The 12033-nt window shown below is 70.2% G+C and carries 14 protein-coding genes and 3 tRNA genes; 5 read left to right on the top strand and 12 right to left on the bottom strand.

Annotated elements, in window-relative coordinates:
* Positions 1-49: 49 nt before the first annotated feature.
* The 4 genes from ASF75_RS14365 to ASF75_RS14350 are packed head-to-tail and all read right to left on the bottom strand — an operon-like array spanning position 50 to position 2170.
* Positions 50-247 carry a hypothetical protein gene (locus tag ASF75_RS14365; RefSeq protein ID WP_042537971.1) on the bottom strand — a complete coding sequence of 66 codons (198 nt, stop codon included), beginning with the start codon at positions 245-247 and terminating at the stop codon, positions 50-52.
* Positions 248-257: 10 nt separating this feature from the next.
* Positions 258-800, bottom strand: coding sequence for a dihydrofolate reductase family protein (locus ASF75_RS14360; protein ID WP_056072716.1), 543 nt, complete (start codon positions 798-800; stop codon positions 258-260).
* 33 nt (positions 801-833) lie between these two features.
* Positions 834-1178, bottom strand: a complete 345-nt coding sequence (locus tag ASF75_RS14355; RefSeq protein WP_056072467.1) for a hypothetical protein — start codon at positions 1176-1178, stop codon at positions 834-836.
* Positions 1175-2170 (bottom strand): SDR family oxidoreductase, encoded by a 996-nt coding sequence (locus ASF75_RS14350; protein WP_042537967.1) that lies wholly within the window; start codon positions 2168-2170, stop codon positions 1175-1177. Before ASF75_RS14350 ends, ASF75_RS14355 begins: the two co-directional genes overlap by 4 nt.
* A 92-nt stretch (positions 2171-2262) precedes the next feature.
* Here ASF75_RS14350 and ASF75_RS14345 point away from each other — a divergent pair, with 92 nt between their 5' ends.
* Positions 2263-2976 (top strand): hypothetical protein, encoded by a 714-nt coding sequence (locus ASF75_RS14345; protein ID WP_056072464.1) that lies wholly within the window; start codon positions 2263-2265, stop codon positions 2974-2976.
* Here the strand turns inward: ASF75_RS14345 and ASF75_RS14340 are convergent.
* The 4 genes from ASF75_RS14340 to ASF75_RS14325 are packed head-to-tail and all read right to left on the bottom strand — an operon-like array spanning position 2948 to position 5371.
* Complete coding sequence (locus tag ASF75_RS14340) at positions 2948-3709, bottom strand: YqjF family protein (RefSeq protein ID WP_056072461.1); 762 nt, start codon at positions 3707-3709, stop codon at positions 2948-2950. The two genes, ASF75_RS14345 and ASF75_RS14340, sit on opposite strands and share 29 nt — an antisense overlap.
* Complete coding sequence (locus tag ASF75_RS14335; RefSeq protein ID WP_056072458.1) at positions 3706-4539, bottom strand: nitroreductase family protein; 834 nt, start codon at positions 4537-4539, stop codon at positions 3706-3708. The genes ASF75_RS14340 and ASF75_RS14335 overlap by 4 nt, the downstream gene beginning before the upstream one ends.
* A 3-nt stretch (positions 4540-4542) precedes the next feature.
* Positions 4543-4923, bottom strand: a complete 381-nt coding sequence (locus ASF75_RS17765) for a hypothetical protein (RefSeq protein WP_017887695.1) — start codon at positions 4921-4923, stop codon at positions 4543-4545.
* A gap of 10 nt (positions 4924-4933) precedes the next feature.
* On the bottom strand, positions 4934-5371 hold the full coding sequence (locus tag ASF75_RS14325) for an Lrp/AsnC family transcriptional regulator (RefSeq protein WP_017887694.1): 438 nt from the start codon (positions 5369-5371) through the stop codon (positions 4934-4936).
* A 304-nt stretch (positions 5372-5675) separates the two neighbouring features.
* On the opposite strand from ASF75_RS14325, the gene ddaH reads away from it, so the two are divergent.
* Positions 5676-6584 (top strand): dimethylargininase, encoded by a 909-nt coding sequence (ddaH, locus tag ASF75_RS14320; RefSeq protein WP_017887693.1) that lies wholly within the window; start codon positions 5676-5678, stop codon positions 6582-6584.
* On the top strand, positions 6584-7813 hold the full coding sequence (gene rocD, locus ASF75_RS14315; protein WP_056072454.1) for an ornithine--oxo-acid transaminase: 1230 nt from the start codon (positions 6584-6586) through the stop codon (positions 7811-7813). Before ddaH ends, rocD begins: the two co-directional genes overlap by 1 nt.
* Before the next feature lie 107 nt (positions 7814-7920).
* On the opposite strand, the gene ASF75_RS14310 is transcribed toward rocD, so the two are convergent.
* Positions 7921-8913 carry an NAD-dependent epimerase/dehydratase family protein gene (locus tag ASF75_RS14310; protein ID WP_056072451.1) on the bottom strand — a complete coding sequence of 331 codons (993 nt, stop codon included), beginning with the start codon at positions 8911-8913 and terminating at the stop codon, positions 7921-7923.
* Between the two features lie 127 nt (positions 8914-9040).
* On the opposite strand from ASF75_RS14310, the gene ASF75_RS14305 reads away from it, so the two are divergent.
* Entirely contained in the window at positions 9041-10051 is a 1011-nt protein-coding gene (locus ASF75_RS14305) for an aldo/keto reductase family protein (protein WP_056072448.1), read from the top strand.
* A 140-nt stretch (positions 10052-10191) separates the two neighbouring features.
* Here the strand turns inward: ASF75_RS14305 and ASF75_RS14300 are convergent.
* The 3 genes from ASF75_RS14300 to ASF75_RS14290 form a co-directional block, all read right to left on the bottom strand.
* Positions 10192-10264 (bottom strand) — tRNA-Phe (locus tag ASF75_RS14300).
* A 1-nt stretch (position 10265) separates the two neighbouring features.
* A tRNA-Asp gene (locus ASF75_RS14295) sits at positions 10266-10342 on the bottom strand.
* A 60-nt stretch (positions 10343-10402) separates the two neighbouring features.
* A tRNA-Glu gene (locus ASF75_RS14290) sits at positions 10403-10475 on the bottom strand.
* 258 nt (positions 10476-10733) lie between these two features.
* Between ASF75_RS14290 and ASF75_RS14285 the strand changes: the two genes are divergently transcribed.
* Positions 10734-12011 (top strand): M23 family metallopeptidase, encoded by a 1278-nt coding sequence (locus ASF75_RS14285; protein ID WP_042537946.1) that lies wholly within the window; start codon positions 10734-10736, stop codon positions 12009-12011.
* The last annotated feature ends 22 nt before the right edge of the window (positions 12012-12033 follow it).

The following is a 12033-nucleotide window of genomic DNA, read 5'->3' as shown; positions in this document are numbered from 1 at the left end:
GATCCCCAGACGGGACCCGACCTCTTCTGCTCACGAAGTGCCCCGGGGATCAGTCCTCGGCGTCACCCGCTTCTTCGTCCTCGACGCCGGTCTCGGCCATGCGGTCCCGCAGGTGGTCTGCCATCGCGCCGGCGCCTTCACCGGCGTGGTCGTGGTCGACCTGCTCGATCAGACCCTGCAGCTTCTCGTGGTTCGTGGCATCGGTGGCACCGTCCATGACGGGCTCGGTCTGCTCGTTGTCGCTCATGCTCCGGACGCTACGCCGCGGTTGCTGCGGAACGGTAGTGGAGCTCGACCGCCCCGCCGTCGAACTGCGTGGTGCCGACGAGTTCGTACACCGGCGTCGGTGCGGAGACCGGCAGCAGTGGGGCTCCGGCACCGAGTGCGATCGGCATCACGGTGACCCGCAGCTCGTCGAGGATGCCCGCCTGCTGGTACTGCGCCGCGAGCAGTCCGCCGCCGACGACCCAGACGTCACGGCCGGCGGCCACGCGCTCGAGGTCGGCCTGGTGGTCGCCGACCTCGCCCGAGACGAAGCGCACGTCGGCGCCGTCGGGCACCGGAAGGTCTCGCGTGGTGAACACCCACGTCGCCAGGTCCGGGTACGCCCACGTGTCGTCGTGCTCGAGCAACCACTCGTACGTCGTCGACCCCATCGCGATCGCGCCGACGCCCGCGTAGAACCGGTCGTGGTGCTCCTGGAACGGCTCGAAGCCGAACCGCAGCAGCCAGTCGAGGTCGTCGTCGGGCGCAGCGACGAAGCCGTCCAGCGAGGACGCGACGGAGTAGATCGTGCTCATGCCAGGGACGCTACCGAGCACCCCCGACAGCACTCAGCGCCGTCCTCCGCGACCGACGACCGCTGCCTCGGCGATCGCCAGGGCGGCGGCGATCCAGAGCTGGTCGAGCGCGAACCGGCGGCGACGGGGATCGGCGACGGCCAGCGGCACCATCGTCACGCCGTGCAGGGTGTCCACGACGGCGCTCAGGGTGTGCGCGTTGCCGGAACCCGCCCGCGCGACGAGCACAGCCTGTCCGAGCTGCCGGACCCCGAGCACACCGTGCAGCGCCGCCTGGTCCGACCCTCGGGCCGCACGGCTCAGGTGCCACAGGCCGAGCCCAGCTCGGGCCAGCTCGACGACGGCTGCTCCGGACACGGTCGACGACCGGCGGCTCATCGTCGGCGTCCTGCGACGAGGGCGACGGCCCCGGCGGCACCGAGCACCGCTCCGATGATCCCGTTGCCGACCCGGCGGTGCTCCACCCACCAGGTCTGCGGCGACCAGGCGTGCGCGGACTCGTCGAAGACCCCGTGTGCACCGTGGTCGCCCGGCACCGGCTCGTACAGGTTGTCCCGCATCTCGAGGCCGTCCTTGTCCGGAGCCTGCTGCCCGTCGACCAGGGTCTTGGCGGCGTACCAGTCGGCGAAGCGTCCGCTGATCCGGTTGCCGAGGATCGTGTAGACCGTGGACTCGCCCACCCAGGTGCGGCTGCGCGGCCGCTCGGCCACCGCGGCGATGGCCCGGGCACCGACCTCGGGCTGGTAGATCGGGGCGACCGGCTGCGGGTGGTGCGGCAGCTTCGACTTCACCCACTGGAACTGGATGGTGTTGAGCGCGGGCATGTCCACGCGGGACACCTTGACCTTGCTGCCCTGCTCGCGCAGCTCGGAGACGACGGACTCGGTGAACCCGACGATCGCGTGCTTCGCTCCGCAGTACGCGGCCTGCAGGGGGATCCCGCGGAACCCGAGCGCCGAACCGACCTGGATCACGTGCCCACGACCGCGGGGGACCATCCGCGACAGTGCAGACCGGGTGCCGTTCACGAAGCCGAGGTAGGTCACGTGCAGCGCCCGCTCGAAGTCCTCCGGGGCGGTGTCGAGGAACTTCCCGAACACCCCGACCATCACGCCGTTCACCCACAGGTCGATCGGCCCGAGCTCCTGCTCGACCCGGTCGGCCGCGGCCTCGACGGCGTCGCGGTCGGAGACGTCGGCGACCAGGGCCAGGCCGCGGCGCCCGGCGGCCACGACCTCGGCGACGGCGGCGTCGACGCCCTCCTGCCCGCGGGCCAGGACGGCCACGTCCCACCCCCGTGCGGCGAGCTCCCGCACGGTCGCCCGTCCCAGTCCTGCGGATCCACCGGTCACCACTGCCACTCGAGTCATGGCTCCCTTGTACCTGCGGTCGCCCATGCACCACTCAGCCGCTGTCCCCCGACGACCCGTGCCTCCGGACGGTGGCCGAGCATGATGGTGGTGTGGACACGCGAGACGACCCCGTGGAACCGGAGCCGGACGCGGAGCCGCAGCCGCGCTGGATCCGCCGGACGCCGATCGTCCCCGAGCAGTGGTGGGGTCCGCCGACGGCTCTGGCAGTCGGGGTGATGGCGATCGTGGCGACCGGCATCTGGTTGCAGCGTCCCGCCCTGCCCGTCGTGATCCCGGTCGGCGCCGTGGTGCTGGTCGGTGCGTTCGTGCTCGCGGTCGCCGGGCGGCGTGCGTACTGGTACCCGAGTCGGGCGGAGGCTTGGCACTTGCATCGCACACAGGTCCTCGTGTGGAACGTGGTCGGCGTCGCGTTGTCGGTGTTCGCCTTCGCGGCGGGAGCACGGACGCTCCTGATCGGGTACCTGGTCGTCGCGACGGGCCTGTACACGATGCGACGCGACGACCCGACGCGGTTCGAGCGGCGCGGTCGTGCGGTGGCGTCGGCGGCCGTCGCGGTGGTGGCGGCCGTGTTCGCGGTCGTGGCGTTGACGGTCCCGGTCGTCGACGAAGCGCACGCATCGCTGTGGATCGGGTGGAGCGTCCTGGTCATCCCTGTCGCCGTCGTCGTCGCGGTGCTGAACTGGCGAGCCGCGTCGAGGACGGCCGAGCCCGACCTCGACGGGGCGGAGGCCGTCGAGGGTCAGCGACCGGGACCGGAGCCGGGCACCGATCCGCTCAGCGCCCCCGACCGAACCGCGTCGTGACCCCCGGCGAGTAGAGCACCGAGTCCGGCTCGAGCTCGGTCAGCCCGAAGGGCAGCCCGGCCGCCCCGACCAGGTCGTCCCGCAGCGACACCACCGAGGCCCGGTGCAACGGCCACGGCTCGTGCTCGTTCGGCCAGAAGCGCGTCCGTCTGGCCCGGTGCACGTGCATGCCCCACCGCGCCGTCAGGAACGTCTCGAGGGCCCCTGGCTCGTCGAGTGCCTCGCCCACCCGGATGTCGAGCATCGACCGCAGGTGGGTGCCGTGCCGACGCATCGCGTACCCGACGCGGCCGTCACCGCTGCGCGACTCGGCGACCGCCCACCGGTACGGCAGGCCCGTCGCGACTCGCGCCCCGATGGTCGGCAGGAGCTTGCCGGCGTCGAGCGACAGGAACACCACCCCGCGCTGTCCCTGCTCGTCGACCGTGTAGACGCGGACGTTCAGCTCGACGAAGTCGCCGATGCTCCCGGTCGAGAACGGCGGGAACCGGGTGTCCTCGAACCGGAACGCGATGAGGCCCACCCAGGTGGTCACGCCGTCGTCGGTGCCGTCGAGCGCCATCGTGTCGGGCCGTGTGCCGGCCGGTAGCAGCGGCGCCACCGCCGACACGTCGACGCGCCAGTGCACGAAGACGACGTCGAGCCAGTCCTGCGAGATCCAGGGACGGCCCGGCAGGCCGGGGGCGACGGGCTGGAGGCCCGGGGCGCTCTGGGTGGGTCGGGTGTCGGTCACGATGTGGTCGCCTCCGGTTCGATGTGGGCTGCGACGGGTGCGTCGTCCCAACCGCGCTGCGGGGTGTCGCAGGTGCCGCGGAACACGTACTGCGAGGGACGCTTCCGCTCGCTCGACGTCCAGTCGATGGCCGGCCGTCGTCGTTCCGGGGGCAGGTACCCGATCCGGTAGACGGCCATCAGCTCGAGCGACTCGGGCACGCGGAGCAGTCCCTCGATCTCCTCCCACGCGCCGGGGGTCTCCATCGGGAAGGACACGAACTGGATCCCCAGGCCGAGCTCGGTCGTCGCGAGCCAGATGTTCTCCATCGCCGCGCCCATGCTGAACACCGAGTAGAAGCCGGACAGCTCCTCCTTCCGGTACTCGTGGCGGTCGAGCATCACGCCGAGCAGCAGCGGCGACCCGGCGACGAGCTTCCGGTTCTCCTCACCCAGGGTCTGCGGCACCCGGAGCGTGTTCATGAGCAGTTGCCCGCGCTTCGTGAACACCTGCTTCGTGAACGGCCGCAGCGGCCCGGGGAGCTTGTCGAACAGCATCCCGTCGCGCCGCTCGTCCATCTCGGCCTTCGAGAACCGGAAGTACGGCTTGTACCGGTCGAAGAACGTGCCCGCGGCCATGGTGCGGGTCATCGAGCTGCCGCTGATCTCGGCGACGCGGTCGATCGTCTCGCGCTCCTCGACCAGCACGAAGCGCCACGGCTGGCTGTTGAGCTGCGACGGCGCCCGTCCGGCGAGCTCCATGAGCAGCCGCTGGTGCTCCTCCGACACCGGATCGGGCAGGAACGGCCCGTTCGTCGTGCGTCGTCGTCGGATGGCCTCGAACAGCTCCACTGCTCACCTCTCTGATCGCCTGCGGGCGAGCACGGCCCCCAGGTAGGACGGTGCTGCGGCGACCGCGACCCTCCAGTGTGCTCCGGCGCGCGGGTTCGTGCGTGGAGCGACCGCCAGCGGCACGAGTGCTGGCAGCAGGAACAGGGCGGTCCGGTCGCGCGTCCACACGGGGGTCGTCGCGGCGACACCGGTCAGGGTCGCGGTCACGACGAACAGCCCGTGGTGCACGACGCGGAGCTTCTTCGTGCGGATCAGCCGCACGGCGACCGCGGTGCCCCACAGGCAGTTCGCGACGTAGGCGAGGCCCGCAGCGGTGACCAGCTGCCGGGCCGGACGCGATCCCGTGGGCGGTGATCCGCGCCTCCCGGCCGTCTTCCGTCCCATGCGTGGGACGTTACGCGGTCTCTCGACTGACGAGCTTGGAGAGCACGATCGCGGAGCGGGTGTGGTCGACCTGGGGAGCGAGGCGGACCTTGTCGAGCGCCTCTTCGAGCGCGGACAGGTCCTTCGAACGCATGTGCACGACGGCGTCGGCGCTGCCGGTGACCGTGCCGGCGTCGATGACCTCGGGGACGGTGTCGAGCAGGGCACGCAGCTCGTCGGGCGACACGGTGCCGCGGCAGTAGAGCTCGACCCAGGCCTCGGTGCCGCGGTCCTCGACGGCGGGGTCGACCTTGATCGTGAACCCCTGGATGACACCGTCACCGACCAGCCGGTCGACGCGGCGCTTGACGGCCGAGGCCGAGAGTCCGACCACCGACCCGATGTCGCCGTAGCCGGCGCGGGCGTTGTCCCGGAGCTGATCCAGGATGCGGTGGTCGAGCGTGTCCATTTGTCCCCTATCGTACGCGGACTTGTTGCGAGGCCGGTGGGTCTCGCGCACGAAACGTGCGTCACCCGAACGGGTGTCACGCCGTCGGGGCCTCCGTACTGCACTTGCTGGACGGTGTGTGTCAGGATCGGAGTGGCGTCGATGCTTGAGTGTCACTGTTCCGCTGCGGTGAGTCTGTGGAAGGATCGACCCGGCGTCGACCTGGTCCGCTGCGGTGAGTGAGCCTGCATCTCACCGGAGCTCTTCTCCTCGTTCCGTTTCGGTTCCTGGCAGGCTCGGGCCCCGGTCCCTTCCAGGAGGACTGATGTCGAACACCGCACCCGCCCCCGAGTCCGTCGCCACCCCGGCCCGTGTCGCCACGAAGCGCACGATCCTGATGTGCAAGCCGGACTTCTACACCGTGAGCTACCGGATCAACCCGTGGATGCACCCGGAGGAGCCGACCGACACGTCGAAGGCCGTCGAGCAGTGGGAGTCGCTCGTCGCCGTCTACGAGCAGCTCGGCTTCGACATCTCGTACATCGACCCGATCGACGGCCTGCCGGACATGGTCTACGCGGCCAACGGCGGGTTCGTCCTCGACGGCATCGCGTACGGCGCGAAGTTCCAGTACCCCGAGCGCCAGCCCGAGGGCCCCGCGTACATGGACTGGTTCCGCCAGGCCGGCCTGACCGTCGCCGAGCCTGAGCAGACCAACGAGGGCGAGGGCGACTTCCTGCTCATCGGTGACACCATCTTCGCCGGCACCGGTTTCCGGTCGGACAGCACCTCGCACGACGAGCTCGCGACGATCTACGGCCGCGAGGTCGTCACGCTGAAGCTCATCAACCCGAGCTTCTACCACCTCGACACCGCCATCGCCGTGCTCGACCCCGAGCCCGCCGTCGACGGGACGAGCAACATCGCCTACCTGGAGAGCGCCTTCGACGAGCCGTCGCTGGCGATCCTGCGCGAGCGCTTCCCGGACGCGATCATCGCCACCGAAGAAGACGCCGCGATCCTCGGCCTGAACTCGTACTCCGACGGGTACAACGTCGTGATCGCCGCCCGGGCCGTTCGGTTCGCCGAGCAGCTGCGCGAGAAGGGCTACAACCCGATCGGCGTCGACCTGTCCGAGCTGCTGCTCGGCGGTGGTGGCGTGAAGTGCTGCACCCTCGATCTGCACCCGGTCGGCACCGGCACCTCGGTCGCGCGTTCGCTCGGGGTCAGCTGATGTCTGCGGCAGCGTCGCTCGGGGTCAACACCGCGGCGGCGCTCGCCGTCGAGGACCGCGCCCTCGCGCACAACTACAGTCCACTGCCCGTCGTCATCGCGTCGGGTCAGGGAGCGACCGTCACCGACGTCGACGGCAAGCGGTACCTGGACGGCCTGGCCGCGTACTCGGCGGTGAACTTTGGCCACGGCAACCCGCGACTGCTCGACGCCGCGCGGGCGCAGCTCGACCGCGTGACGCTGACCAGCCGCGCGTTCGTGAACGACCAGCTCGGGCCGTTCGCGGCAGCACTGGCGGCGTTGACGGAGACCGAGATGGTCCTGCCGATGAACACCGGTGCCGAGGCCGTCGAGTCCGCGATCAAGGTGTCCCGCGCCTGGGGCTACCGCGTCAAGGGCGTGCCGGCCGAGCGGGCGACGATCATCGTCGCGTCCGGCAACTTCCACGGGCGCACCACGACGATCATCTCGTTCTCCGACGACCCCTCGGCCCACGACGACTTCGGGCCGTTCACGCCCGGCTTCCGCACGGTGCCGTACGGCGACGCTGCGGCGCTGCGCGAGGCGATGGACGAGACCGTCGTCGCCGTGCTGCTCGAGCCGATCCAGGGTGAGGGCGGCGTGGTCATCCCGCCGGAGTCGTACCTTCCTGACGTCCGCGCGGTCTGCGACGAGTTCGGTGCGCTGTTCATCGCCGACGAGATCCAGTCCGGCCTCGGTCGCACGGGGCACACGCTCGCGGTGCAGCGCGTCGGGGTGCGTCCCGACCTGATCACACTCGGCAAGGCCCTGGGCGGCGGCATCGTGCCGGTGTCCGCGGTGGTGGGTTCGCGCGATGTCCTGGGCGTCCTGCGTCCCGGGGAGCACGGATCGACCTTCGGCGGCAACCCACTCGCGGCGGCCGTCGGCGCCGAGGTCGTGGCGATGCTCGGCGAGGGCACGTTCCAGCAGCGGGCCCTCGACGGCGAACCGCTGTTGCGCGGCCTGCTCGACGACCTGCTCGGCAAGGGTGTCGTCTCGCACCGGGTCGCCGGACTCTGGGCCGGGATCGACATCGACCCCGCGCTCGGCACGGGCAAGGCGATCTCGAAGGACCTCGCCGACCGCGGGCTCCTGGTGAAGGACACCCACGGGTCGACGATCCGCTTCGCACCGCCCCTGGTCGTCACCGACGACGAGGTGCGCTTCGCGATCGGAACCCTGGCCGAGGTGCTCGCCGCGCGCGCCTGACCTGATCCGCAAAACACCGGTGTTCGCGCGTTGAACCCCCGCATCCCGCGGTGCGGAGCGCGAACACCGGTGTCTTGCGTGCGCCGGCGCGCGTCACCGAGCGCGGCTCACACGGCCCAGCGCGCCGCCAGCTCGTCCATCAGGGCATCGAGCCGCTCGTCGATCACCTGCTCCTCGGGGTGTGCCTCGTACCAGGCGAGGACCTCGCGCACACCCTGCCGGTAGGTCGTGCGCGGCCGGTACCACGGCACGAGCGACCGGATCTTGCTGTTGTCGAACACCGACGAGTTCGCCTTGTCGCCGAGCAGCGCCGCGCCCCACTCGGGGTCCACCGCGTTGATCGCGTCCGCCGGCACGTGCACGATCCGCAGGTCCTCGACCCCGGCCGCAGCCGCGATCTCGTGCGCGATGGCGTTCCACGTCGGGGCCTCGTCGCTCGTGATCGTGAAGGGCTCACCGATCGCCTCGGCCCGGTCGAGCAGCCCCGTGAACCCGACCGCGAAGTCGCGGCTGTGGGTCAGCGTCCACAGCGACGTGCCGTCGCCGGTGATGACGACCGGCTTGCCGGCACGCATCCGAGCGACAGCGGTCCAGCCGCCCGTCAGCGGCAGCTTCGTCTCGTCGTAGGTGTGCGACGGCCGCACGATCGTCACCGGGAAGTCCTGCTCCCGGTACGCCTGCATCAGCAGTTCCTCGCACGCGATCTTGTCGCGCGAGTACTGCCAGTACGGGTTCTTCAGCGGCGTCGACTCCGTGATCGGCAGGTGCGTCGCCGGCGTCTGGTACGCCGAGGCAGAGCTGATGAACACGTACTGCCGCGTCCGCCCGGCGAAGAAGTCCACGTCGGCCTGCACCTGGTCGGGCGTGAAGGCGATCCAGTTCACGACCACGTCGAACCGCTGGTCGCCGAGTGCGTCCGCCAGGGCGCTGCGGTCCGACACGTCGGCCTGGAGGCGCGTCACACCCTCCGGGATCGGCCTGCCCCCGGTGGTTCCCCGGTTGAGCACGGTCACGTCGAACCCCTGCTCGACGGCTTCCCGGACGCAGGCGGCGCTGATGACGCCGCTCCCGCCGATGAACAACACGCTCGCTCCGGTCATGGATGCTCCCTCGCTTCGATGCGGCGCAGCGTCGCGCCGTCGTCCCATGTGATCCTGCACCGTCCGAGCCGACTACCGTCACGGTTCGGGTCGCACCGACGCGCCCCACGACAGGAGTGACACGCACATGGAGTACCGCTACCTCGGCAACTCGGGCCTCAAGGTCTCCGAGATCACCTACGGCAACTGGCTCACCCACGCATCCCAGGTCGAGAACGACGCGGCGATCGCCTGCGTCAAGGCGGCCCTCGAGGTCGGCATCTCGACGTTCGACACCGCCGACGTCTACGCCAACACCGGCGCGGAGACGGTCCTCGGTGAAGCGCTCAAGGGGGAGCGGCGCCAGTCCCTCGAGATCGCCACGAAGGTGTTCGGTCCGACCGGTCCGAAGGGCCACAACGACACCGGGCTGTCCCGCAAGCACATCCTCGAGTCGATCGACGGTTCGCTGCAGCGGTTGCAGACGGACTACGTCGACCTGTACCAGGCGCACCGTTACGACCACGAGACCCCGCTCGAAGAGACGATGCAGGCCTTCGCCGACATCGTGCGCCAGGGCAAGGTCCTGTACGTCGGCGTCAGCGAGTGGACCGCGGACCAGCTGCGGGCCGGTGCTGCGCTCGCGAAGGACCTCGGCTTCCAGCTCATCTCGAACCAGCCGCAGTACTCGGCACTGTGGCGGGTCATCGAGGACGAGGTCGTCCCCACCTCGAAGGAGCTCGGCATCTCGCAGATCGTCTGGTCCCCGATCGCCCAGGGTGTGCTCACCGGCAAGTACAAGCCGGGTCAGCCGCTGCCCGAGGGTTCCCGTGCAACCGATGACAAGGGCGGCGCGGACATGATCAAGCGCTTCATGCGCGACGAGGTGCTGTCCTCGGTGCAGGAGCTCGAGCCGATCGCGAAGGAGCTCGACCTGTCGATGGCGCAGCTCGCGGTCGCCTGGGTCCTGCAGAACGAGAACGTCGCCTCGGCGATCATCGGGGCATCGCGCCCGGAGCAGGTCCACGACAACGCGGGCGCTGCCGGCGTCACGATCCCGGCGGAGCTCATGTCGCGGATCGACGATGCCCTGGGCGCCGTGGTCGAGCGCGACCCGGCGAAGACGAACGACAGCAGCCCGAAGACCCGCGAGGCGTAGGCCCTCCGCGAAACACCGGTGTTCGCCCGTTGAACACGCGCAGGCCGCGGCTCGATGCGCGAACACCGGTGTTTTGCGAGCAGGTCACACTGGCCGGACAACGGAAAAGGCCCCCTGCCGAAGCAGGGGGCCTTCACCGGTGGCTGGACACGGCATCGATCCGTGGACCTTTCGATTTTCAGTCGAACGCTCTACCAACTGAGCTATCCAGCCGTGGCGACCCTGACGGGACTTGAACCCGCGACCTCCGCCGTGACAGGGCGGCACGCTAACCAGCTGCGCTACAGGGCCATGTTGTGTTGTGTCTTGCTGTGGTGTTGTTCAGTACTACTTGCTCGCTCACTCAAGGAGTGACCCCAACGGGATTCGAACCCGTGCTGCCGCCGTGAAAGGGCGGTGTCCTAGGCCACTAAACGATAGGGCCGCAAGCAGTGCATCGCGCTACCGATGGACAAGCATACGGATGCCCCCCGGGTTTCACAAATCCGACCCCGCCAACCGTGCATCCCCGGCGTGTCGTGCCGTCAGCGCACGGGTCTCCGATGCTGTCGGTGCGAGCATCGTCGGCGGCCGCACCCCTCGTCCGAGGGGCTGTCGAGCCTGCGACCCGTGTTGTTACTGTTGCAACTGTTAACAGTGTTACGTGCGTGAGCCTTGCCGCGCTGTTACGAAATCGAGATACATGTCGACCTCCACTCCGCTCTCCCTCAGCACCCGCAGCCGCCTGATCGCCGCCGCGGTCGCCGTCGCGCTCACGGCCGGCACGCTCGCGGCCCTCGCCCCGACGTCGTCCGCCAGCGCTGCGAGCTACCCCAGCTGGGACGAGGTGCAGCAGGCGAAGTCGTCGACCAGCGCCCAGCAGGCGAAGGTCAGTGAGATCAAGTCGCTCATCTCGTCACTGAAGAGCGAGGCCGCCGCCAAGCAGAAGGCCGCGCAGGCCGCCGGTGAGGCGTACCAGGCAGCGCAGAACAAGTACGACGAGGCGACGCTCAAGCAGAAGAAGTTCCAGTCGCAGGCCGACGATGCGAAGCAGACCGCCGCGCAGTCCGAGGCGCAGGCCGGCCAGCTCGCCGCCCAGCTCGGGCGCACCAGCGGCGACGACGTGACGACGGACATCCTCACGCACCCGTCCGACTCGGGCGACCTGCTGTACGAGCTCGGCGCCATGTCGAAGCTCAGCGAGCAGTCCGAGGGCATCTACGCACAGGCCTCGCAGGACCGTGGCGTGGCCCAGGGGCTCGCTGACAAGGCCGATCGTGCCAAGCAGGCCCTCGGGGACCTCGCCGACGCCGCGCAGTCGAAGATGCAGCAGGCCCAGGGCGCAGCCGACGCCGCACAGACCGCGGTCGACGCCCAGAACGACAACGAATCCCGGCTCGAGGCGCAGCTGACCGCGCTCACCTCGAAGCAGCGCGGCGTCGAGGCCGACTACCGCAAGGGCGTCGCCGCCGAGAAGGCCCGCCAGGCCCGCCTCGCCGCAGCCGCCGCGAAGGCAGCAGCCAAGGCCGCGGCGACCAGCCAGGGCGGCACCGGCGGCGGCAGCGCCAACCCCGCCGGGTGGGTCCGCCCCGCCGGAGGGTTCCAGACGAGCCCGTACGGCTACCGCGTCGACCCGTACACGCACATCAGCGCCCTGCACGCGGGTGTCGACCTGGCCCCGGCCTGCTACGCCCCGATCTACGCGGCACACGACGGCACCGTCACCTTCGCCGGCAACGGTGGCGGGTACGGCAACGAGGTCATCCTCGACAACGGCGGCGGCATCTCGACCGCGTACGGCCACGTCGTCGACGGCGGGATCATGGTCACCGCCGGCCAGCACGTCACCGCGGGGCAGCAGATCGCCAAGATCGGTTCGACCGGTTGGTCGACCGGGTGCCACCTCCACTTCGAGACCCGGATCAACGGCGCTGCCGTCGACCCGGTCCCCTTCATGGCAGCGCGGGGGATCTCGGTATGAGCATCAGCGCCACCGGAACGAG

It is taken from the genome of Curtobacterium sp. Leaf154 (genome assembly GCF_001424595.1).
Taxonomy (GTDB): Bacteria; Actinomycetota; Actinomycetes; order Actinomycetales; family Microbacteriaceae; genus Curtobacterium; species Curtobacterium poinsettiae.
This window is presented reverse-complemented; position numbering and strand designations above follow the sequence as displayed.

What these genes read in the sequence shown, in the direction of transcription:
- ASF75_RS17765 (WP_017887695.1), bottom strand. Translation starts at nt 4,923, where the DNA reads ATGGGACGGAAGACGGCCGGGAGGCGCGGATCACCGCCCACGGGATCG.
- rocD (WP_056072454.1), top strand. Translation starts at nt 6,584, where the DNA reads ATGTCTGCGGCAGCGTCGCTCGGGGTCAACACCGCGGCGGCGCTCGCC.
- ASF75_RS14310 (WP_056072451.1), bottom strand. Translation starts at nt 8,913, where the DNA reads ATGACCGGAGCGAGCGTGTTGTTCATCGGCGGGAGCGGCGTCATCAGC.
- ASF75_RS14365 (WP_042537971.1), bottom strand. Translation starts at nt 247, where the DNA reads ATGAGCGACAACGAGCAGACCGAGCCCGTCATGGACGGTGCCACCGAT.
- ASF75_RS14360 (WP_056072716.1), bottom strand. Translation starts at nt 800, where the DNA reads ATGAGCACGATCTACTCCGTCGCGTCCTCGCTGGACGGCTTCGTCGCT.
- ASF75_RS14355 (WP_056072467.1), bottom strand. Translation starts at nt 1,178, where the DNA reads ATGAGCCGCCGGTCGTCGACCGTGTCCGGAGCAGCCGTCGTCGAGCTG.
- ASF75_RS14325 (WP_017887694.1), bottom strand. Translation starts at nt 5,371, where the DNA reads ATGGACACGCTCGACCACCGCATCCTGGATCAGCTCCGGGACAACGCC.
- ddaH (WP_017887693.1), top strand. Translation starts at nt 5,676, where the DNA reads ATGTCGAACACCGCACCCGCCCCCGAGTCCGTCGCCACCCCGGCCCGT.
- ASF75_RS14285 (WP_042537946.1), top strand. Translation starts at nt 10,734, where the DNA reads ATGTCGACCTCCACTCCGCTCTCCCTCAGCACCCGCAGCCGCCTGATC.
- ASF75_RS14305 (WP_056072448.1), top strand. Translation starts at nt 9,041, where the DNA reads ATGGAGTACCGCTACCTCGGCAACTCGGGCCTCAAGGTCTCCGAGATC.
- ASF75_RS14350 (WP_042537967.1), bottom strand. Translation starts at nt 2,170, where the DNA reads ATGACTCGAGTGGCAGTGGTGACCGGTGGATCCGCAGGACTGGGACGG.